Here is a 23,382-nt window from a genome sequence, read left to right on the forward strand (position 1 = left end):
AGGCGCGTGTCCGGCGTGGCGACAGCCGTCTCCAGCAACACCTGGAGATGCTCCATGAGCCGGGCCAGGGTGCCAGCCTCGAACAGGTCAGTGCTGTAGTCGCACAGGAGGGCCAGGCCTTCAGGCGTCTCGTTGATGAAGAGCGTGAGGTCGAACTTCGCCGCGCCCGTGCTGTTCTCCTCGGCGCGGAAGGTGAGCCCCGGCACGCGCAGCTCCGCGGCGGGCACGTTCTGCAGGACGAGCTTCACCTGGAAGATGGGCGCATGAGCGAGGCTGCGCTCGGGGTTGAGCACGCGCACCAGCTCCTCGAAGGGAACGTCCTGGTGGGCGTAGGCACCCAGCGCCACCTGTCGCGTGCGGCCCAGCAGCTCGCGGAAGGTGGGGTCTCCGGACAGGTCACCGCGCATGACGAGCTGGTTGACGAAGAAGCCGATGAGCCCTTCGGTATCAGCGTGCGTGCGGCCGGCGATGTCCGTGCCGACGATGATGTCCGTCTGTCCTGAGTAGCGCGCGAGCAGGGACTGGAAGCCCGCGAGCAGGGCCATGAAGGAGGTGACGCCTTCCCGCTGGCAGAGCGCTTGGAGTGCCTGCGACAGCTCCCTGGGCATGAGGCGCGACAGGGTGGCGCCCCGGTAGGACTGGACCGCGGGACGAGGCCTGTCGGTGGGCAGCTCCAGCACCTGGGGCGCGCCCGCGAGCTGCTGACGCCAGTAGGCGAACTGGGCTTCGAGCGCCTCGCCCTGGAGCCACTGGCGCTGCCAGGCCGCGAAGTCCGCGTACTGCAAGGCCAGCTCGGGCAGGGGCGAGGGCAGGCCTTGCGAGAAGGCCTCGTAGAGGGCGGCCACTTCGCGCACCAGCACGCCCATGGACCAGCCGTCAGAGACGATGTGATGCAGGTTGAGCACCAGGACGTGTTGCTGCTCATCGAGCTTCAGCAGCAGCGCACGCAGCATGGGGCCGCGTGCGAGCGAGAAGGGCTTGCGGACCTCGGCGTCGAGGAGCCGGCGGGCCTCGGCCTCGCGCTCGTCGAGCGGCAGGGCGCTCAGGTCCAGGCACTCCAGCGGCAGGGGCGCGGGAGGCGCGATGCGCTGGACGGCCTCCGCGGGGAATGAGGTGCGCAGGACTTCGTGACGGCGCACCAGCTCCGTGAGGCTCAGCTCCAGGGCGGCCGTGTCCAGCGTGCCTTCCAGGCGCAGCGGCGCGGGCATGTTGTACAGCGCGCTGTCGGGGACGAGCTGATCCAGGAACCACAGGCGCTGCTGGGCGAAGGACAGCGGCAGTGCCTGGGCCCTGTCGACGCGCTGGAGGGACGGAAGCTTCGGCCCGAGCCCCTTGCGCGCGAGGGCGTCGATGGAAGTCGCGAGGGACTCGAGGGAGGGAGACTCGAAGAGGGCGCTGATGGGCAGGTCGACGTCGAAGGTGGCGCGGATGCGGGAGATGACCTGGGTGGCGAGCAGGGAGTGGCCGCCCAGCTCGAAGAAGTTGTCGCGTGCGCCGACACGAGAGACGCCCAGCAGCAGGCTCCACTGGGAGGCGAGGAGCTGCTGGGTGGGAGTGCGCGGAGCGAGGTAGGCGCCGCTGTCTTCCAGGCCCTGGAATCCAGGAGTGGGCAGGGCCTTGCGGTCCACCTTGCCGCTGCTCGTCAGGGGCAGCGCCTCCAGGGGGACGAACGCAGCCGGCACCATGTATTCGGGCAACTGCTGCTTGAGGAAGTCGCGCACGTCCACGGCGGAGAGCGGCTGCTCCGAGGCAGGTGACACGAGGTAGGCCACGAGGCGCTTGTCGCCCGGGGAGTCCTCGCGCACGACGACGACGGCCTGGCGTACCTGGGGGTGGCGCTCCAGGGCGGCTTCAATCTCACCCAGCTCGATGCGCAGGCCACGCACCTTCACCTGGAAGTCGAGGCGGCCGAGGTACTCGATGTTGCCGTCGGGCAGCCAGCGGGCCTTGTCACCGGTGCGGTAGAGGCGAGCGCCGGGCTCGGACGCGAAGGCATCCGGGATGAAGCGCTCGGCGGTGAGGTGGGGGCGCGCGAGGTAGCCACGGCCGACCTGGACGCCGCCGATGAAGAGTTCGCCCGGGACGCCCGTGGGGACGGGGCGCAGGTGCGCATCCAGGATGCGGATGACGGTGTTGGCGATGGGACGGCCGATGGGCAGGGAGCGCAGGCCGTCGCTGGGAAGGACGTGGAAGGCGGTGACGTCGACGGCCGCCTCGGTGGGGCCGTAGAGGTTGTGAAGCTGGGTGGAGGGCAGACGCTGGAGGCAGCGCTGGGCCAGCTCCGGGGAGAGGGCCTCACCGCTGCACACGACGCGGCGCAGGCTTGCGCACTGCTCCAGGCCCGTCAGCTCCAGGAAGTGCTGGAGCATGGAGGGGACGAAGTGGGCGGTGGTGACGCGCTGCTCGGAGATGAGGCGCGCGAGGTAGTCGGGCTCCTGGTGGCCGCCGGGGCGGGCGAGGACGAGGCGCGCGCCGACCATGAGGGGCCAGAAGAACTCCCAGACGGAGACGTCGAAGCTGAAGGGCGTCTTCTGGAGGACGACGTCCTCGGCACCCAGGGAGTAGGCCTGCTGCATCCAGAGGAGACGGTTGCAGACGGCGCGGTGGGCGTTCATGGCGCCCTTGGGGCGGCCGGTGGAGCCGGAGGTGAAGATGACGTAGGCGAGGGAGTCTGGCGTGGAGAGGGAGGCGGGCGCGTGCGTGGGCAGGGCGCGCAGGGCTTCATCATCCAGACGCAGGGGCACCACGGCGGCGCTCGCGGATTCCGGGAGGCGCGTCAGCAGGGAGGGCTGCGCGAGCAGGACGGCGGGACGCGAGTCCTCCAGCATCCACTCCATGCGCTCGCGCGGGTAGGAGGGGTCGAGGGGGACGTAGGCGCCGCCGGCCTTGAGGATGGCGAAGAGGCCGACCACCAGCTCCAGGGAGCGCTCGGCGCACAGGCCGACACGGACTTCGGGCCCGACGCCGAGCGTGCGCAGGTGCCAGGCGAGCTGATTGGAGCGCGCATCCAGTTCCCGGTAGGAGAGCCACGCGCCTTCAAAGCCGAGGGCGGGCGCATCGGGCGTGCGCTGCACCTGGGCCTCGAAGAGGTGGTGGATGCAGGTGTCGGCCGGGAACGCCGTGACCGTGTCATTCCACGCCACGAGCACCTGCTGACGCTCGGTCTCCGTGAACAGGGGCAGTGCGGACAGGCGCGTGTCCGGCGTGGCGACAGCCGTCTCCAGCAACACCTGGAGATGCTCCATGAGCCGGGCCAGGGTGCCAGCCTCGAACAGGTCAGTGCTGTAGTCGCACAGGAGGGCCAGGCCTTCAGGCGTCTCGTTGATGAAGAGCGTGAGGTCGAACTTCGCCGCGCCCGTGCTGTTCTCCTCGGCGCGGAAGGTGAGCCCCGGCACGCGCAGCTCCGCGGCGGGCACGTTCTGCAGGACGAGCTTCACCTGGAAGATGGGCGCATGAGCGAGGCTGCGCTCGGGGTTGAGCACGCGCACCAGCTCCTCGAAGGGAACGTCCTGGTGGGCGTAGGCACCCAGCGCCACCTGTCGCGTGCGGCCCAGCAGCTCGCGGAAGGTGGGGTCTCCGGACAGGTCACCGCGCATGACGAGCTGGTTGACGAAGAAGCCGATGAGCCCTTCGGTATCAGCGTGCGTGCGGCCGGCGATGTCCGTGCCGACGATGATGTCCGTCTGTCCTGAGTAGCGCGCGAGGAGAGACTGGAAGCCGGCGAGCAGGGCCATGAAGGAGGTGACGCCCTCGCGCTGGCAGAGCGCTTGGAGCGACTGCGACAGCGCCTTGGGCATGAGGCGCGACAGGGTGGCGCCCCGGTAGGACTGGACCGCGGGACGAGGCCTGTCGGTGGGCAGCTCCAGCACCTGGGGCGCGCCCGCGAGCTGCTGACGCCAGTAGGCGAACTGGGTTTCGAGCGCCTCGCCCTGGAGCCACTGGCGCTGCCAGGCCGCGAAGTCCGCGTACTGCAAGGCCAGCTCGGGCAGGGGCGAGGGCAGGCCTTGCGAGAAGGCCTCGTAGAGGGCGGCCACTTCGCGCACCAGCACGCCCATGGACCAGCCGTCAGAGACGATGTGATGCAGGTTGAGCACCAGGACGTGCTGCTGCTCATCGAGCTTCAGCAGCAGCGCACGCAGCATGGGGCCGCGTGCGAGCGAGAAGGGCTTGCGGACCTCGGCGTCGATGAGCCGGCGGGCCTCGGCCTCGCGCTCGTCGAGCGGCAGGGCACCCAGGTCCACGCGCTCCAGGGGAAGGGACGTGGGCGACGCGATAACCTGGAGGGGATTGCCGGCTTCAGCAGGGAACGAGGTGCGCAGCACTTCGTGACGGCGCACGAGTTCCGTGAGGCTGCGCTCCAGGGCGGCCGTGTCCAGCGTGCCTTCCAGGCGCAGCGGCGCGGGCATGTTGTACAGCGCGCTGTCGGGGACGAGCTGATCCAGGAACCACAGGCGCTGCTGGGCGAAGGACAGCGGCAGCGCGCCCGTCCTTTCGACGGGCCGAGGGGGAGGCAGGAGGAGCCCGTGCGCGGTTCGGGCCCCGGCCTCGATGGCCTTCGCGAGCGCATCGAGGGTAGAGGCCTCGAAGACGGTGGGCAGGGACAGCTCGACGCCGAAGGCGGCGCGGATGCGGGAGACCACCTGGGTGACCAGCAGGGAGTGGCCGCCCAACTCGAAGAAGTTGTCGTGGACACCCACGCGTTCGACACGCAGCACTTCGCTCCAGAGCGCGGCGAGCTTCTGCTCGGTCTCGTTGCGAGGCGCGACGTATTCGACGCTGGCCGTGAGCGCTCCGTCAGGAGTGGGCAGGGCCTTGCGGTCCACCTTGCCGCTGCTCGTCAGGGGCAGCGCCTCCAGAGGGACGAAGGCCGCCGGCACCATGTACTCAGGTAGCTGCTGCTTGAGGAAGTCGCGCACGTCCACGGCGGAGAGCAACTGCTCCGAGGCAGGTGACACGAGGTAGGCCACGAGGCGCTTGTCGCCCGGGGAGTCCTCGCGCACGACGACGACGGCCTGACGCACCTGGGGGTGGCGCTCCAGGGCGGCTTCGATTTCGCCCAGCTCGATGCGCAGGCCGCGCACCTTCACCTGGAAGTCGAGGCGGCCGAGGTACTCGATGTTGCCGTCGGGCAGCCAGCGGGCCTTGTCACCGGTGCGGTAGAGGCGAGCGCCGGGCTCGGAGGCGAAGGCGTCCGGGATGAAGCGCTCGGCGGTGAGGTGGGGGCGCGCGAGGTAGCCACGGCCCACCTGGACGCCGCCGATGAAGAGTTCGCCCGGGACGCCCGTGGGGACGGGCCGCAGGTGCGCATCCAGGATGCGGATGACGGTGTTGGCGATGGGACGGCCGATGGGCAGGGAGCGCAGGCCGTCGCTGGGAAGGACGTGGAAGGCGGTGACGTCGACGGCCGCCTCGGTGGGGCCGTAGAGGTTGTGAAGCTGGGTGGAGGGCAGACGCTGGAGGCAGCGCTGGGCCAGCTCCGGGGAGAGGGCCTCACCGCTGCACACGACGCGGCGCAGGCTTGCGCACTGCTCCAGGCCCGTCAGCTCCAGGAAGTGCTGGAGCATGGAGGGGACGAAGTGGGCGGTGGTGACGCGCTGCTCGCGGATGAGTTGCGCGAGGTAGTCGGGCTCCTGGTGGCCGCCGGGGCGGGCGAGGACGAGGCGCGCGCCGACCATGAGGGGCCAGAAGAACTCCCAGACGGAGACGTCGAAGCTGAAGGGCGTCTTCTGGAGGACGACGTCCTCGGCACCCAGGGAGTAGGCCTGCTGCATCCAGAGGAGGCGGTTGCAGACGGCGCGGTGGGCGTTCATGGCGCCCTTGGGGCGGCCAGTGGAGCCGGAGGTGAAGATGACGTAGGCGAGGGAGTCCGGCGTGGAGAGGGAGGCGGGCGCGTGCGTGGGCAGGGCGCGCAGGACTTCATCATCCAGACGCAGGGGCACCACGGGGGCGCTCGCGGATTCCGGGAGGCGCGTCAGCAGGGAGGGCTGCGCGAGCAGGACGGCGGGACGCGAGTCCTCCAGCATCCACTCCAGGCGCTCGCGCGGGTAGGAGGGGTCGAGGGGGACGTAGGCGCCGCCGGCCTTGAGGATGGCGAAGAGGCCGACCACCAGCTCCAGGGAGCGCTCCGCGCACAGGCCGACACGGACTTCGGGCCCGACGCCGAGGGTACGGAGGTGCCAGGCGAGCTGGTTGGAGCGCGCGTCCAGCTCCCGGTAGGAGAGCCAGGCCCCCTCGAAGCCAAGGGCGGGCGCGTCCGGCGTGCGCTGGGCTTGAGCCTCGAAGAGGTGGTGGATGCAGGTGTCCGAAGGCAGGGGCGCGCGCGTGTCGTTCCACGCCACCAGCACCTGCTGATGCTCAGTTTCGGAGAGCAGGGAGACGTCGCCCAGGCTCGCGGCGGACGTGAGCGAGAGCATCGCACTGCGCCAGTGCTCGAGCAGCCGCTGCATGGAGGCGGTCTGGAAGCGGGGCGCATCATGCGAGGCGCGCAGGCGCAGGGGCTGTCCGGGGAGGACGGAGAGGGTGAGCGGGTAGTTGGTGCGCTCGTAGCCCTGGACGTCCTTCACCTGGAGCGAGGAGGTGCTGAGCAGCGAGGCATCGACGGGGTAGTTCTCGAAGACGAGCAGGGAGTCGAAGAGCGAGGCGCCCCGAGGCACCTGGCTGAGCGACTGGACGTCGACGAGGGAGGAGTGCTCGTGCTGGCGCAGCTCGAGCTGCTGGGCCTGGAGCGACTGGAGCCAGGACAGCAGGGGGGATGCATGCGAAGGCAGACGGACGCGCGTGGGCAGGGTGTTGATGAAGATGCCCACGAGGGTGTCGGAGCCAGGCAGCTCCGGAGGTCTGCCGGCGACGGTGTTGCCGAAGACGACATCCTGCTCGCCGGAGTAGTGCGAGAGGACGAGCCCCCAGGAGGCCATGGCGAGCGTGTTCAGCGTGAGCTGGTGCTGGCGCACGAAGGCCTGGAGGGCCGTGGTGGCCTCGACGGACAGACCCACTTCGAGGATGTGGTGCTCGGGCTGCTGCCCCCGAGGCGGTGCGGCATGGGTGTCTGTGGGGAGGGGCGTGGTGGCGGAGAACGCTTCCAGGTAGGTGCGCCAGAAGGACGTGTCGGCGGAGGCGTCGCGGCGCTGCAACCAGGCGATGTAGTCGCGGAAAGGGGCCCTGGGCGTGGGCTGGATCGTCTGACCTGCGCGGAAGGACTCATAGAGGGAGAAGACCTCCTTCATGAGGATGCCGAGGCTCCAGCCATCCACCAGCAGGTGGTGGTGGCTCCACAGGAAGCGCACGGAGTTCTCCGCGAGGCGGACGGCCGTCAGGCGCATGAGCGGCGCGCGACGCAGCTCGAAGCCCCGCTGCTTGTCCTGGACGAGCAGTTGCTCGAAGCGGGCCTGCTGCTCGGAAGCGGAGAGATCACTCCAGTCGAGCTGCTCGAAGGGCAGCTCCACCCGCGAGTGGACCACCTGGAGCGGCGTGGCCAATCCCTCCCAGTGGAAGGAGGAGCGCAGGATGGTGTGGCGCTGGAGGCAGGCCCCCCAAGCCCGCAAGAAGGCCGGCACATCCAGCGCGGAGGTGACCGTCCATGAGAGCTGCTCGAAGTAGGCAGAGGCGCTGGGAGACAGCAGGGCGTGGAAGAGCATGCCCTGCTGCGTGGGGGACAGCGGGTAGAGGTCCTCGACGTCGGAGCCGGCCTGCCGCAGCACGGTGTCGAGCGACGTCGGGTTGAGGGCGGCGAGCGGGAAGTCGCCCGGAGAGAAGCGGCGTGCGTCCTCGGAAGCGCGCAGGGCGATGAGGGCGCGCAGGTGGTGGAGGAAGCGCTGGGCCAGCGACTCGATGGTGGCCGCGTGGTGCAGGTGGGTGCTGTAGCCGAAGGACAGACGCAGGCTGCCCTGGAAGACGGAGCCGTTGATCTCCAGCGCATGCTGCCGCGTGCCCGACGGTGAGACGAGGGCGCCGGAGGACTCGGAGGTCAGGGTGAAGAGGCGGCTGGAGGAGGCCGCGGCATCGAACTGTCCCAGGTAGTTGAAGGCCACCTGCGGTACGGGCAGGGCCTGAATCTGCTGGGAAAGCTCTGTGGGCCCGAGCCACTTGAGCAGGCCGAAGCCGAGGCCCCGGTAGGGAAGCAGGCGCAGCGAGTCGCGCACGGCCCGCAGGCCGTCACCGACGGAGCCGCTCGCGGGCACGGGCAACAGGACTGGCGTGAAGGACGTGAACCAACCGACGGTGCGCGAGACATCCACGTCGTCGAAGAGGTCCTCACGGCCGTGGCCCTCCAGGTGGACGAGCACCTGGGACTGGCCGGTCCATTCGGACAGGGCGCGGCCCAGGGCGGTGAGCAGCACGTCGTTGATGTGCGCGCGCCAGGCGGAGGGCACCTCCTGGAGCAGCAGTTGCGTCTCTTCGCTGTCGAGGGAGATGAAGACAGAGCGCTCGGAGGCGTAGGTGTTGGGACCGGAGGTGTCGGTGGGCAGCGGCGCCACCTGCGCGCGAGCCTCGTCCAACCAGCGCGGCGCCTCTGCCAGCAGGGACTCGGAGTGGGCGTGGGTCTGGAGTCGGCGCGCCCAGGACTGGAAGGAGGACGTCTTCGCCGGCAGCGTCACGGGGAGGCGCTGCTGGAGCTGGTGGTAGGTGGACTCCAGGTCCTCCAGCAGCACGCGCCAGGAGACGCCGTCGATGACGAGGTGGTGGGCGACGAGGAGCAGGCGCTGCTGACCGTCCCCCAGGTGGAAGAGGGCGGCGCGCAGCAGGGGCGCCTGGGCGAGGACGAAGCTGGCCTGGACGCGAGAGGCTGCGGCTTCCAGGGCCTGCGGCTGTTCGGAGGCGGGCGTGGCGGAGAGGTCCACCTGGAGCAGGAGGAAGGGGGCCTCGTCGGGGCTGGCGTTCTCCTGGACCCAGGAGGAGTCCTGCTGGAGCAATCGCAGCCGGAGGGCATCGTGGTGGGCCACCACGAGCGCGAGGGCCTGCTCCAGGAGCGCGGGCTCCAGCGGCACACGCGAGGCCAGCAGCACGGACTGGTTGAAGTGGTAGGCGTGGGCCGGGTCATGCGCCAGCAGTTGGAGCTGGGCGGGCGTGAGCGGCACCGGGCCGGTGACGGGGCCCTGCTCGCGAAGCGCCTCGGAGGTGGCCTTCACCATGAGGGCGAGCTGGGCGACCGTCTGGTGCTGGAAGAGCTGGCGGGTGGCGAGCACGAGGCCCGCTTGCCGTGTGCGCGCGACGACCTGGAGGCTGATGATGGAATCGCCGCCCAGCTCGAAGAAGTTGTCGTGGATGCCCACCTGCTTCAGGCCGAGCACCTGCGCCCAGATGTCGCACAGTTGCTGCTCGGTCTCGTTGCGAGGTGCGACGTAGGCGCCGCGCTTCTCCAGACCCTGGAGGTTCGGAGCAGGCAGGGCCTTGCGGTCGAGCTTGCCGCTGGCGTTGAGCGGCAGCGCGTCGAGCGAGATGAAGGCCGCTGGCACCATGTACTCAGGCAGGTGCAGCTTGAGGAAGTCGCGCACGTCTGAAGTGGCGGGCGACTGCGCACCGGCCGGCGGCACGAGGTAGGCCACGAGGCGCTTGTCGCCGGAGGCGGAGTCCTCACGCACGACGACGACGGCCTGGCGCACCTGGGGGTGGCGCTCCAGGGCGGCTTCAATCTCACCCAGCTCGATGCGCAGGCCACGCACCTTCACCTGGAAGTCGAGGCGGCCGAGGTACTCGATGTTGCCGTCGGGCAGCCAGCGGGCCTTGTCACCGGTGCGGTAGAGGCGAGCACCGGGCTCGGACGCGAAGGCATCCGGGATGAAGCGCTCGGCGGTGAGGTGGGGGCGCGCGAGGTAGCCACGGCCGACCTGGACGCCGCCGATGAAGAGTTCGCCCGGGACGCCCGTGGGGACGGGGCGCAGGTGCGCATCCAGGATGCGGATGACGGTGTTGGCGATGGGGCGGCCGATGGGCAGGGAGCGCAGGCCGTGGTTGGGCGTGACGTGGAAGGCGGTGACTTCGACGGCCGCTTCGGTGGGGCCGTAGAGGTTGTGAAGCTCGGCGGAGGGCAGGCGCTGGAGGCAGCGCTGGGCCAGCTCCGGAGAGAGGGCCTCACCGCTGCACACGACGCGGCGCAGGCTTGCGCACTGCTCCAGGCCCGTCAGCTCCAGGAAGTGCTGGAGCATGGAGGGGACGAAGTGGGCGGTGGTGACGCGCTGCTCGGAGATGAGGCGCGCGAGGTAGTCAGGCTCCTGGTGGCCCCCGGGGCGGGCGAGGATGAGACGCGCGCCCACCGTGAGGGGTGAGAAGAACTCCCAGACGGAGACGTCGAAGCTGAAGGGCGTCTTCTGGAGGACGACGTCCTGGGTGCCCAGGGAGTAGGCCTGCTGCATCCAGAGGAGACGGTTGCAGACGGCGCGGTGGGCGTTCATGGCGCCCTTGGGGCGGCCGGTGGAGCCGGAGGTGAAGATGACGTAGGCGAGGGTGTCCGGAGACGAGAGGGAGACGGGCGCATGCGTGGGCAGGGCACGCAGGACTTCATCATCCAGACGCAGGGGCACCACGGCGGCGCCCGCGGATTCCGGGAGGCGCGTCAGCAGCGAGGGCTGCGCGAGCAGGACGGCGGGACGCGAGTCCTCCAGCATCCACTCCAGGCGCTCACGCGGGTAGGAGGGGTCGAGGGGGACGTAGGCGCCGCCGGCCTTGAGGATGGCGAAGAGGCCAACCACCAACTCCAGGGAGCGCTCGGCGCACAGGCCGACACGGACTTCGGGCCCGACGCCGAGGGTGCGCAGGTGCCAGGCGAGCTGGTTGGAGCGCGCGTCCAGCTCCCGGTAGGAGAGCCACGCGCCTTCGAAGCCAAGGGCGGGCGCGTCCGGCGTGCGCTGTACCTGGGCCTCGAAGAGGTGGTGGATGCAGGTGTCCGAAGGCAGGGGCGCGCGCGTGTCATTCCATGCCACCAGCACCTGCTGGCGCTCGGCCTCGGTGAGCAGGGGCAGCGCGGACATGCGCGTGTCAGGGGCGGCGACAGCCGTCTCCAGCAGCACCTGGAGGTGTTCGAGCATCCGGGCAAGGGTGTCGGCCTCGTACAGGTCGGTGCTGTAATCGCAGCTGCAGGCCAGGCCCTCAGGCGTCTCGTCGATGGAGAGCGTGAGGTCCAGCTTCGCGACGCCCGTGCTGCCTTCCATGCCTCGCAGGTCGAGACCGGGCAGCTTCAGCTCGATGGCCGGGGTGTTCTGCAGCGCGAGCTTCACCTGGAAGAGAGGCGCGTGGGCGAGGCTGCGCTCGGGGTTGAGCACGCGCACCAGCTCCTCGAAGGGAGCGTCCTGGTGAGCGTAGGCACCCAGCGCCACCTGTCGCGTGCGGCCCAGCAGCTCGCGGAAGGTGGGGTCTCCGGACAGGTCACCGCGCATGACGAGCTGGTTGACGAAGAAGCCGATGAGCCCTTCGGTGTCAGCGTGCGTGCGGCCGGCGATGTCCGTGCCGACGATGATGTCCGTCTGTCCTGAGTAGCGAGCCAGGAGGGACTGGAAGCCGGCGAGCAGGGCCATGAAGGAGGTGACGCCCTCGCGCTGGCAGAGTGCTTGGAGCGACTGCGACAGTGCCTTGGGCATGAGGCGCGTCTGGATGGCGCCCCGGTAGGACTGGACCGCGGGACGGGGCCTGTCGGTGGGCAGCTCCAGCACCTGGGGCGCGCCCGCGAGCTGCTGACGCCAGTAGGCGAACTGGGCTTCGAGCGCCTCGCCCTGGAGCCACTGGCGCTGCCAGGCCGCGAAGTCCGCGTACTGCAGGGCCAGCTCGGGCAGGGGTGAGGGACGGCCTTGCGAGAAGGCCTCGTAGAGCGCGGCCACTTCGCGCACGAGCACGCCCATGGACCAACCATCGGAGATGATGTGGTGCATGCAGAGCAGCAGGACGTGCTCGGTGTCGGCCAGCTTCAGCAGCAGGGCGCGCAGCAAGGGGCCGCGTGCGAGCGAGAAGGGCTTGCGGACCTCGGCGTCGAGGAGCCGGCGGGCCTCGGCCTCGCGCTCGTGGACAGGGAGGCTGCTCAGGTCCACGAACTCCAACGGCAGGGGCGCGGGCGGGGCGATGCGCTGGACGGCCTCGGCGGGGAAGGAGGTGCGCAGCACTTCGTGACGGCGCACCAGCTCCGTGAAGCTTCGCTCCAGCGCGTTCGTGTCGAGCGAGCCTTCCAGGCGCAGCGGTGCGGGCACGTTGTACAGCGCGCTGTCGGGTTCAAGCTGATCCAGGAACCAGAGTCGCTGCTGCGCGAAGGACAGCGGCAGCGCGCCCGTCCTTTCGACAGGACGCGGGGGAGGCAGGAGGGGCCCAGGAGCGGCGCGGGGGACGGACTCGATGGTCCTGGCGAGTGCCTCGAGGATGGGGTCCTCGAAGAGGGTGGTCAGGGACAGCTCCACGCCGAAGGCGGCGCGGATGCGGGAGACCACCTGGGTGACGAGCAGGGAGTGGCCGCCCAACTCGAAGAAGTTGTCGTGGACGCCCACGCGCTCGACGCGCAGGACTTCACTCCAGAGCGCGGCGAGCTTCTGCTCCGTCTCGTTGCGCGGCGCGACGTACGCGACGCCCGCCGGGAGCGCTCCATCGGGGGAGGGCAGGGCCTTGCGGTCGAGCTTGCCGCTGGAGGTGAGGGGCAGGGCCTCCAGGCAGACGAAGGCCGCCGGCACCATGTACTCGGGCAGCCGCTGCTTGAGGAAGTCGCGCAGGGAGGCCGCGTCGGGGGCCTGCTCCTCGTGGGGGACGACGTAGGCGACGAGGCGTCCGCCGTCTGCGCCCTCCTCACGCAGCGCCACGACGGCCTCGCGCACGGCCGGGTGGGAGGCGAGGACGGACTCGATTTCACCCGGCTCAATGCGGAAGCCGCGCAGCTTCAGTTGGAAGTCGAGGCGTCCCAGGTACTCCAGCTCGCCGTTGTCGAGCCATCGCACCTTGTCGCCGGTGCGGTAGAGGCGCGCTCCCGGTTCGGAGGCGAAGGGGTGGGGGATGAAGCGCTCGGCGGTGAGCTCCGGACGGTGCAGGTAGCCGCGCGCGAGGCCCACGCCGCCGATGAAGAGCTCACCGGGGACGCCGACGGGCACCGGGCGCAGGTGCCCGTCGAGGACGAAGGCGCGCACGTTGTGGAAGGGCCGGCCGATGGAGACGCGGCGGGAGTCCACGGCGGTGTTGACGGTGGCGCAGACGGTGGCCTCGGTGGGTCCGTAGGCGTTGACGAAGCGGCGTCCGGGCTGGAAGCGGGCGACGAGCTCCGGGGAGCAGGCTTCGCCAGCGGTGATGAGCGTCTGGATGCCGCGCAGGCCTTCGGGTTCCAGCTGGGCGAGGACGGAGGGGGTGAGCTTGAGGGTGGTGACTTGCTGCTCCGCGAGCAGCTTGAGGAGGGGCTCGCCGGGCATGAGCTCCTCGCGGGAGGCGAGCACGAGGCAGGCGCCGGAGAGGAGTGCGGGGAAGACTTCGGAGACGGAGGCGTCGAAGGCGGAGGAGAAGAACTGGAGCAGGCGACGGCCGGGCCCCAGGTCCATGAAGTCAAGCGTCTCCAGGGCGGTGTTGCAGAGGCCGCGGTGGCGCAGGAGGGTGCCCTTGGGGCGTCCGGTGGAGCCCGAGGTGTAGATGACGTAGGCGAGGTTGTCGGGCAGCACGCGCGCGTCGGAGGCGTGCGTGGGCTTCCGGGCGATGAGGGAGTCCCATTCGGAGTCGAGCAGGACGAGCAGCTCGTTCTGGAGGGGCAGCTCGTCGGCGAGGTGCTCCTGGGCGAGGACGACGGGGGGCTGGGCGTCGCGCAGGATGAAGGCGAGGCGCTCGGAGGGGGAGGACGGGTCGAGTGGGAGCCAGGCGCCGCCAGCCTTGAGGATGGCGAGGATGGAGACGACGAGCTCGGGGGAGCGCTCGACGCAGAGGGCGACGAGGACCTCGGGGCCGACGCCGAGGGTGCGCAGGTGCCAGGCGAGCTGGTTGGCGCGCTCGTCGAGCTGGCGGTACGTGAGGGTCCGCTCTCCGAACTGGAGGGCGAGGGCATCCGGGGTGCGCTGGACCTGGGCCTCGAAGAGGTGGTGGGCGCACACGTCCGCGAGTTCCGCGTGCGTGTCATTCCAATTGACGAGCACCTGCTGACGCTCGGCCTCGGAGATCAGGGAAACCTCGCCCAGGCTGGTGGCGGAGGTCAGGGACAGCAGAGCATTGCGCCAGTGCTCGAGCAGCCGCTGCGTGGGCGCGGCCTCGAGGCGGGGCGCGTCATAGGCGGCCTGCAGGCGCAGGGAGTGTCCAGGGAGGACGGAGAGGGTGAGCGGGTAGTTGGTGCGCTCGTAGCCCTCGATGTTGCTCACCTTGAGCGACGAGGCCGAGCCCAGCAGCGAGGCATCAAGGGGATAGTTCTCGAAGACGAGCAGCGAGTCGAAGAGCGGGGTGCCAGAGGGAATGGCGCTGCAGGCCTGGACCTGGACGAGCGATGAGTGCTCGTACTGGCGCAGCTCAAGCTGCTGGGCCTGGAGCGACTGGAGCCAGGGCCGCAGGGGCGAGGCGTGCGAGGGCACCCGGACGCGCGTGGGCAGGGTGTTGATGAAGATGCCCACGAGGGTGTCGGAGTCGGGCAGCTCCGGAGGCCTGCCCGCGACGGTGTTGCCGAAGACGACGTCCTGCTCGCCGGAGTAGTGCGAGAGGACGAGCCCCCAGGAGGCCAGAGCCAGCGTGTGCAGCGTGAGCTGGTGCTGACGCGCGAAGGCCTGGAGGGCATCGGTGGCCTCCGGGGAGAGATCCAACTGGAGGGTCAGGTGCTCGGGCTGCTGGCCGCGAGGCGGTACGGCATGGGTGTCCCCTGGAAGCGACGTGGGCGAAGCGAAGCCATCCAGGTAGGTGCGCCAGAAGGACGCGTCGGTGGAGGCATCACGGCGCTGCAACCAGGCGATGTAGTCGTGGAAGGGAGGCCTGCCCACGAGCTGGGGCACGGAGCCGGCGTGGAAGGCGTCGTAGAGGGAGAAGACCTCCTTCATGAGGACGCCCAGGCTCCAGCCATCCACCAGCAGGTGGTGGTGGCTCCACAGGAAGCGCACGGAGTCTTCCGCGAAGCGCACGACGGTCAGGCGCATGAGCGGCGCGCGGCGCAGCTCGAAGCCCCGCTGCTTGTCCTGGAGGAGAAGCTGCTCAAGGCGGGACTGCTGCTCGGAGGCGGAGAGGTCACTCCAGTCGAGCTGCTCGATGGGCAGCTCCACCCGCGAGTGGACCACCTGGAGCGGCGTGGGGAGGCCCTCCCAGTGGAAGGAGGAGCGCAGGATGGTGTGGCGCTGGAGGCAGGCCACCCAGGCCCGCAGGAAGGCCGGCACATCCAGCACCGAAGTGATCGTCCACGAGAGCTGCAGGAAGTACGTGGAGGAGTCAGGCGACAGCAGGGCGTGGAAGAGCATGCCCTGCTGGGTGGGGGACAGCGGGTAGATGTCCTCGACGTCGGCGCCGGCCTGGCGCAGCACGGTGTCGAGCGACGGCTGGGAGAGGGCGGCGAGCGGGAAGTCACCCGGAGAGAAGCGGCGGGCATCCTCGGAATCACGCAGGGACACGAGGTCGCGCAGGTGGTGGAGGAAGCGCTGGGCCAGCGACTCGATGGTGGCCGCCCGGTGCAGGTGGGCGCTGTAGCTGAACGCGAGCTGGAGCTGCCCGCCGAGCACGGAGCCGTTGATCTCCAGTGCATGCGGACGTGAGCCGGAAGGCTGGGTCTGGGCGCCGGAGGACTCGGAAGTCAGGGTGAAGAGGCGGCTGGAGGAGGCCGCGGCGTCGAGCTGGCCCAGGTAGTTGAAGGCCACCTGCGGCACGGGAAGGGCCTGGAGCTGCTGGGCGAGTTCGGTGGGCCCGAGCCACTTCAGCAGGCCGAAACCGAGGCCCCGGTGGGGCAGCAGGCGCAGCGAGTCGCGCACGGCCCGCAGGCCGTCACCAGCGGAGCCGCTCGCGGGCACGGGCAACAGGACTGGCGTGAAGGACGTGAACCAACCCACGGTGCGCGAGACATCCACGTCGTCGAAGAGGTCCTCACGGCCGTGGCCCTCCAGGTGGACGAGCACCTGGGACTGACCGGTCCACTCGGAGAGAGCACGGGCCAGGGCGGTGAGCAGCACGTCGTTGATGCGCGCACGCCAGGCGGAGGGCACCTCCTGGAGGAGCAGCTGCGTCTCTTCGGTGTCGAGAGAGACGGAGATGGAACGCTCGGAGGCGTAGGTGTTGGGGCCGGAGGCGTCGGTGGGCAGCGGTGCCACCCGAACGCGGGCCTCGTCCAACCAGAAGGATGCCTCGGAGGAGAGCGACCCTGAGTGGGCGTGGGTCTGGAGTCGGCGCGCCCAGGACTGGAAGGAGGACGTCTTCGCCGGCAGCGTCACGGGGAGGCGCTGCTGGAGCTGGTGGTAGGTGGACTCCAGGTCCTCCAGCAGCACGCGCCAGGAGACGCCGTCGATGACGAGGTGGTGGGCGACGAGGAGCAGGCGCTGCTGACCGTCCCCCAGGTGGAAGAGGGCGGCGCGCAGCAGGGGCGCCTGGGCGAGGACGAAGCTGGCCTGGACGCGAGAGGCTGCGGCTTCCAGGGCCTGCGGCTGTTCGGAGGCGGGCGTGGCGGAGAGGTCCACCTGGAGCAGGAGGAGGGGGGCCTCGTCGGGGCTGGCGTTCTCCTGGACCCAGGAGGAGTCCTGCTGGAGCAATCGCAGCCGGAGGGCATCGTGGTGGGCCACCACCAGCGCGAGGGCCTGCTCCAGGAGCGCGGGCTCCAGCGGCGCACGCGAGGCCAGCAGCACGGACTGGTTGAAGTGGTAGGCGTGGGCCGGGTCATGCGCCAGCAGTTGGAGCTGGGCGGGCGTGAGCGGCACCGGGCCGGTGACGGGGCCCTGCTCGCGAAGTGTCTCGGAGGTGGCCTTCACCATGAGGGCGAGCTGCGCCACCGTCTGGTGCTGGAAGAGCTGGCGGGTGGCGAGCATGAGGCCCGCTTGCCGTGCGCGCGCGACGACCTGGAGGCTGATGATGGAATCGCCGCCCAGCTCGAAGAAGTTGTCGTGGATGCCTACCTGCTTCAGGCCGAGGACCTGCGCCCAGATGTCGCACAGGCTCTGCTCGATATCGTTGCGAGGTGCGACGTAGGTGCCGTGCTTCTCCTGCTCCTGGAGGTCCGGAGCGGGCAGGGCCTTGCGGTCGAGCTTGCCGCTGGCGTTGAGGGGCAAGACCTCCAGCGGCACGAAGGCCGAAGGAAGCATGTACTCAGGCAGGTGCAGCTTGAGGAAGTCGCGCACGTCTGAAGTGGCGGGCGACTGCGCACCCGCGGGCGGCACGAGGTAGGCCACGAGGCGCTTGTCGCCCGGGGAGTCCTCACGCACGACGACGACGGCCTGGCGCACCTGGGGGTGGCGCTCCAGGGCGGCTTCAATCTCGCCCAGCTCGATGCGCAGGCCACGCACCTTCACCTGGAAGTCGAGGCGGCCGAGGTACTCGATGTTGCCGTCGGGCAGCCAGCGGGCCTTGTCACCGGTGCGGTAGAGGCGAGCGCCGGGCTCGGAGGCGAAGGCATCCGGGATGAAGCGCTCGGCGGTGAGGTGGGGGCGCGCGAGGTAGCCACGGCCGACCTGGACGCCGCCGATGAAGAGTTCGCCCGGGACGCCCGTGGGGACGGGGCGCAGGTGCGCATCCAGGATGCGGATGACGGTGTTGGCGATGGGGCGGCCGATGGGCAACGCGCGCAGGCCGTGGTTGGGCGTGACGTGGAAGGCGGTGACGTCGACGGCCGCCTCGGTGGGGCCGTAGAGGTTGTGAAGCTGGGCGGAGGGCAGGCGCTGGAGGCAGCGCTGGGCGAGTTCCGGAGAGAGGGCTTCACCGCTGCACACGACGCGGCGCAGGCTTGCGCACTGCTCCAAGGCCCGTCAGCTCCAGGAAGTGCTGGAGCATGGAGGGGACGAAGTGGGCGGTGGTGACGCGCTGCTCGCGGATGAGTTGCGCGAGGTAGTCGGGCTCCTGGTGGCCACCGGGGCGTGCGAGGACGAGGCGCGCGCCGACCATGAGGGGCCAGAAGAACTCCCAGACGGAGACGTCGAAGCTGAAGGGCGTCTTCTGGAGGACGACGTCCTGGGTGCTCAGGGAGTAGGCCTGCTGCATCCAGAGGAGGCGGTTGCAGACGGCGCGGTGGGCGTTCATGGCGCCCTTGGGGCGGCCGGTGGAGCCGGAGGTGAAGATGACGTAGGCGAGGGTGTCCGGAGACGAGAGCGAGATGGGCGCGTGCGTGGGCAGGGCACGCAGGGCTTCGTCGTCCAGACGCAGGGGCACCACGGCGGCGCCCGCGGACTCCGGGAGGCGCGTCAGCAGGGAGGGCTGGGCCAGCAGGACGGCGGGACGCGAGTCCTCCAGCATCCACTCCAGGCGCTCGCGCGGGTAGGAGGGGTCGAGGGGGACGTAGGCGCCGCCGGCCTTGAGGATGGCGAAGAGGCCGGCCACCAGCTCCAGGGAGCGCTCGGCGCACAGGCCAACGCGCACCTCGGGCCCGACGCCGAGGGTGCGCAGGTGGTGCGCGAGCTGATTGGAGCGCGCGTCCAGCTCCCGGTAGGAGAGCGAAGCCCCCTCGAAGCCAAGGGCGAGCGCGTCCGGCGTGCGCTGGGCCTGGGCTTCAAAGAGGTGGTGGATGCAGGTGTCGGACGAGAACTCCGTGGCCGTGTCATTCCACGCCACCAGCACCTGCTGACGCTCGGCCTCGGTGAGCAGGGGTAGCTCCGCGATGCGCTGCTCGGGTCGGGCGAGGACGCCCTCCAGCAACACCTGCAGGTGGCCCACGAAGCGCGCGGCGGTGGCGTGCTCGAACAGCTCAGTGGCGTACTCCAGGGATCCGTCGAGCCCCTGGGCGGATTCAGAGAGCGAGAGGTGGAGATCGAACCGCGACGTGCGGCTCTCCATCTCCAGGGAGTCCAGTCTCAGCCCAGGCAGCGCAAGGCTGGCCCGGGGATCCGGCTGGAGCGCGAGCATGACCTGGAAGAGCGGGCTGCGGCCCAGGTCGCGCACGGGCCGAAGCTGCTCGACCAGCTTCTCGAAGGGGACGTCCTGGTGGGCGAAGGCGCCCAGCGTGCTCTCACCCACGCGGTGCAGCAGCTCGCGGAAGGAGGGATTGCCCTCCAGGCGCGTGCGCAGCACCAGCGTGTTGACGAAGAAGCCGATGAGGCCCTCCAACTCGGAGGTACGGCGCCCCGCGATGGGGGAACCGACGCTGATGTCTTCCTCGCCGGAGTGTCGGTGGAGGAGGACCTGGAAGGCGGCCAGCAGGAGCATGAAGGGCGTGACGCCTTCGCGCTGGGCCAGGGCCTTGAGGGCGTCCCAGGTGGCGGCGGACACGCGCACGGGGACGCTGGCGCCGTGGTGCTGGCGGACGGCCGGACGCGGCCTGTCCGTGGGCAGCTCCAGGTGGGCAGGTGCCCCGGTGAGCTGCTGCTTCCACCAGGAGAGCTGTCGCTCCAGCTCCTGGCCCTGGAGCCACTGACGCTGCCAGAGGGCGTAGTCGGCGTACTGGACGGGGAGGGCGGGCAGGGGCGAAGGCAGGCCCTGGCAGAAGGCGGCGTAGAGGGAGGCGACCTCCTGGACGAGCACGCCCATGGACCAGCCGTCGGAGACGATGTGGTGCATGCAGAGCACCAGGACGTGCTCGTCGTCGGAGAGCCGCAGCAGGGTGGTGCGCAGCAGGGACCCCTGCGTCAGGGCGAAGGGGCGCAGGGCCTCTTCGTAGGCGAGGCGCAGCACCTGGGCCTCTCGCTCATTGGAAGGCAGCGAGGCGAGGTCCACCCGCGCGAGCGGGACGGAGGCGTCGGGGTGGATGAGCTGGGTGGCCTGTCCGTGCTCGGAGTGCAGGGTGGTGCGCAGCGATTCGTGACGCCGCACCAGCTCCGCGAAGGTGCGCTCCAGGGCGGAGAGGTCCAGCACGCCGCGCAGTCGCACGGCGGCGGAGATGTTGTAGAGCGGGTTGCCCGGCTCGAGTTCGTCGAGGAACCACAGGCGCTGCTGCGCGAACGACAGCGGCAGGGGCTGCTCGCGCGAGGCGGCCAGCAGCGGCGGCAGGGCGGATGCTTGCGTGGAGCGTGAGGCGGACTCGATGGCCCGTGCGAGCGCTTCGAGGGTGGTGGCCTCGAAGAGGATGCGCAAGGGCAACTCCACGCCGAAGGCGGCGCGGATGCGGGAGACGACCTGCGTGGCCAGCAGCGAGTGGCCGCCGAGTGACATGAACTCGTCGAAGAGGCCGACCTGCTCGACGTGGAGCACCTCGCGCCAGATGGCGGCCAGACGCACCTCCGTGTCGGTGCGAGGCGCGGCGTAGGCGGAGGCCGCGGTGGCGGCGGAGCCGTGGGGCGCCGGCAGGGCCTTCTTGTCCACCTTGCCGCTGGAGGTGAGGGGCAGGGCCTCCAGGGAGACGAAGGCGGAGGGGACCATGTACTCGGGCAGCCGCGAGAGCAGGGCGGTGCGCAGGGGCAGGGGATCCACCTGCGTGCCGGACCGGGGCAGGACGTAGGCCACGAGGCGCTTGTCGCCGGGCACGTCCTCGCGCAGCACCACGACGGCTTCGCGCACGGAGGGCAGCTCGCGCAGCACCGTCTCCACTTCGCCCGGTTCAATGCGGAAGCCGCGCAGCTTCAGCTGCGTGTCCAGACGGCCCAGGAACTCCAGCTCGCCGTGGGCCAACCAGCGCACCTTGTCGCCGGTGCGGTAGAGCCGCTCACCGGGATGGGTGGCGAAGGGATGGGGGATGAAGCGCTCGGCGGTGAGCGCCGGCTGTCCCAGGTAGCCACGAGCGACGCCCGCGCCGCCGACATACAGCTCCCCGGCCACGCCAACGGCCACGGGCCGCTGGTGCTCGTCGAGCACGTACACCTGCGTGTTGGGCAGCGCACGGCCAATGCTCAGCCGCTGGGCGTCCACCGGCCCGCTGATGGTCGCGCAGATGGTGACTTCCGTGGGGCCATACGCATTGAGCAGCGTGCGTCCCTGGCTCCAGCGCCGCGCGAGCTCAGGCGAGCAGGCCTCACCCGCGGAGATGACGGTCCGCAGGTGGGGGAGCGCCTGGGGCTCGAGCTGGGCGAGCACGGAGGGGGTGAGCGTCACGGCGGTGATGCCATGCTCCTCGATGACCTGGACGAGCGGCGCGCCGGGCATGAGCTCGTCACGGGTGGCGAGCACGAGGCAGGCGCCCGCGACGAGGGTGGAGAACACCTCGCAGACGGAGGCGTCGAAGCTGGTGCTGGCGAACTGGAGCACGCGGCTGTCGTGCCGGTAGCCATGCGCGAGGGCCGCCTCGCGCGCGGTGTTGGCCAGGCCGCCGTGGGTGAGCAGGGTCCCCTTGGGGCGGCCGGTGGAGCCGGAGGTGTAGATGACGTAGGCCAGATTGCTGGCGTCCGCGTGGGTGTCCAGGTTGTCGGTGGACTCGCGCTCGACGCGCTCCGCGTGCTCGTCGACGAGGAAGACGTAGCCCCGGCGGTCGAGCAGGTGCTCCAGGGACGAGTGCGTGAGCAGGACGGGGGCGAGCGCGTTGGAGGCGATGAAGTCCAGGCGCTCGGCGGGGAGGGATGGGTCGAGCGACAGCCAGGCGCCGCCCACCTTGAGGGTGGCGAGCATGGCGACGACGCGCTCCACGGAGCGCTCGAGGCAGAGCGCGACGAGCACCTCGGGGCCAACGCCGAGCCGGCGCAGGTGCCGGGCGAGCTGGTTGGCGCGGGCGTTGAGCTCGTCGTAGGTGAGGGTCTCCGCGCCGAAGCGAACGGCGGGGGCCTCCGGCGTGCGCAGCGCGTGGGCCTCGATGAGGCGGTGGACGGGCTGCTCGGGGAGGGTGCCCGGCGTGCGGCTCCACTCCTCCAGCACGAGGCGGCGCTCGGAAGCGGAGAGCAGCGACACGTCCTCCAGGCGCGCCTCCGGCCGGGCCACGAGGCCCTCCAGGACGGTGCGCCAGTGCTCCAGCAGCCGCTGCATGGCGGCGGCCGGGAAGCGCGGCTCGTCGTGGGAGAGCAGCAGCCGCACCGTCGAGGTGCTGGGGATGACGGCGAGGGCGAGGGGGTAGTTGGAGCGCTCGGCGGCGAGCGCATCGCGCACGTCGAGGAAGGTGGTGCGCTGCCGCAGCGAGGCGTCGATGGGGTAGTTCTCGACGACGAGCAGGGACTCGAAGAGGGACGCGCCGCGAGGCACCTGGCTCAGCGACTGGACGTGGACCAGCGGCGCGTGCTCGTACTGGCGCAGCTCCAACTGCTGGACCTGGAGCGACTGGAGCCACGGCACCAGGGGCGAGCTGTCCGAGGGGACACGGATCCGCGTGGGCAGCGAGTTGATGAAGATGCCCACCATGGCGTCGGAGCCGGGAAGCTCCGGAGGCCGGCCGGCGGAGGTGGAGCCGAAGACGACGTCGTGCTCACCGGAGTAGCGCGAGAGGACGAGGGCCCAGGACGCGAGGGCCAGCGTGTTGAGGGTGAGCTGGTGCTGGCGTGAGAAGTCCTGCAGCGAGGCGGCGGCCTGGGCGGACAGGAACAGCTCGTGGAAGGGATGCGAGGGCGCCTGGCCCGCGGTGGGCGAAGCGTGCGTGTCGGCCGGGAGCGGCGTGGCCGAGGTGAAGTCGGCGAGGTAGTCGCGCCAGAAGGCCGTGTCGGCGGAGTCGTCACGCTGGCGCAGCCACGCGATGTAGTCGCGGAAGGGCGGGCGCGCGGCGGGGCGCGCGGCGCGTGCGGAGAGGCTGGCGTCGTAGAGGGAGAAGAACTCCTGGAGCACCAGGCCCAGGCTCCAGCCGTCCAGCAGCAGGTGGGAGTGGCTCCAGTGGAGGCGCCAGACGTCTTGCCGCAGGTGGATGGCCACCATGCGCATGAGGGGTGCGCGGTGCAGTTGGAAGCCTTGCCGGCGCTCCTCCGCGAGGAACTGCTGGTAGCGCTCGTGCTGCTCGGCGGCGGAGAGGGCGCGCCAGTCGAACAGCTCGAAAGCGCATGGCAGGCGCGAGTGGACCACCTGGAGGGGCGCGTTGAGGCCCTGCCAGTGGAACGAGGTGCGCAGGACGGCACTCCGCTCGGTGGTGGACTGCCAGGCCTGGTGGAGCGCCGCACCGTCCAGGGCGGAGTGGATGGCCCAGGAGTGCTGCATGAAATAGACGGTGGACTCCGGAGACAGCAGGGCGTGGAAGAGCATGCCCTGCTGCGTCGGGGACAGTGGGTAGACGTCCTCGATGTCCGGGCCGGCCTGTTGCAGCAGCGTGTCGAGCGACGTCTGGGAGAGGGCCGCGAGCGGGAAGTCGCCCGGAGAGAAGCGGCGGGCGTCCTCCGAAGCGCGCAGGTCGATGAGGGCGCGCAGGTGGTGGAGGAAGCGCTGGGCCAGCGACTCGATGGTGGTCGCGTGGTGCAGGTGGGTGCTGTAGCCGAAGGAGAGCTGGAGCTGCCCGCCGAGCACGGAGCCGTTGATCTC

General features: G+C 70.5%; 2 protein-coding genes (both only partly in view). Both read right to left on the reverse strand.

Annotation, left to right across the window (positions count from 1 at the left end; translation table 11 throughout):
* On the reverse strand, window positions 1-17,840 hold the 5' portion of the coding sequence (locus OV207_RS08290) for a non-ribosomal peptide synthase/polyketide synthase (protein ID WP_267554014.1). 12,886 nt of this gene lie to the left of the window's left edge; only the first 17,840 of its 30,726 coding nucleotides appear in the window; the start codon lies at window positions 17,838-17,840; its stop codon lies beyond the left edge, outside the window.
* A protein-coding gene (locus OV207_RS08295) for a non-ribosomal peptide synthetase (protein WP_267554016.1) crosses the window boundary here: on the reverse strand, window positions 17,797-23,382 show its 3' portion. 6,408 nt of this gene lie beyond the right edge of the window; the window shows 5,586 of its 11,994 coding nt (coding positions 6,409-11,994); its start codon lies beyond the right edge, outside the window — the gene reads right to left on this strand; the stop codon is at window positions 17,797-17,799. The genes OV207_RS08290 and OV207_RS08295 overlap by 44 nt, the downstream gene beginning before the upstream one ends.

It is taken from the genome of Corallococcus sp. BB11-1 (assembly GCF_026626625.1).
Classification (GTDB): Bacteria; Myxococcota; Myxococcia; order Myxococcales; family Myxococcaceae; genus Corallococcus; species Corallococcus soli.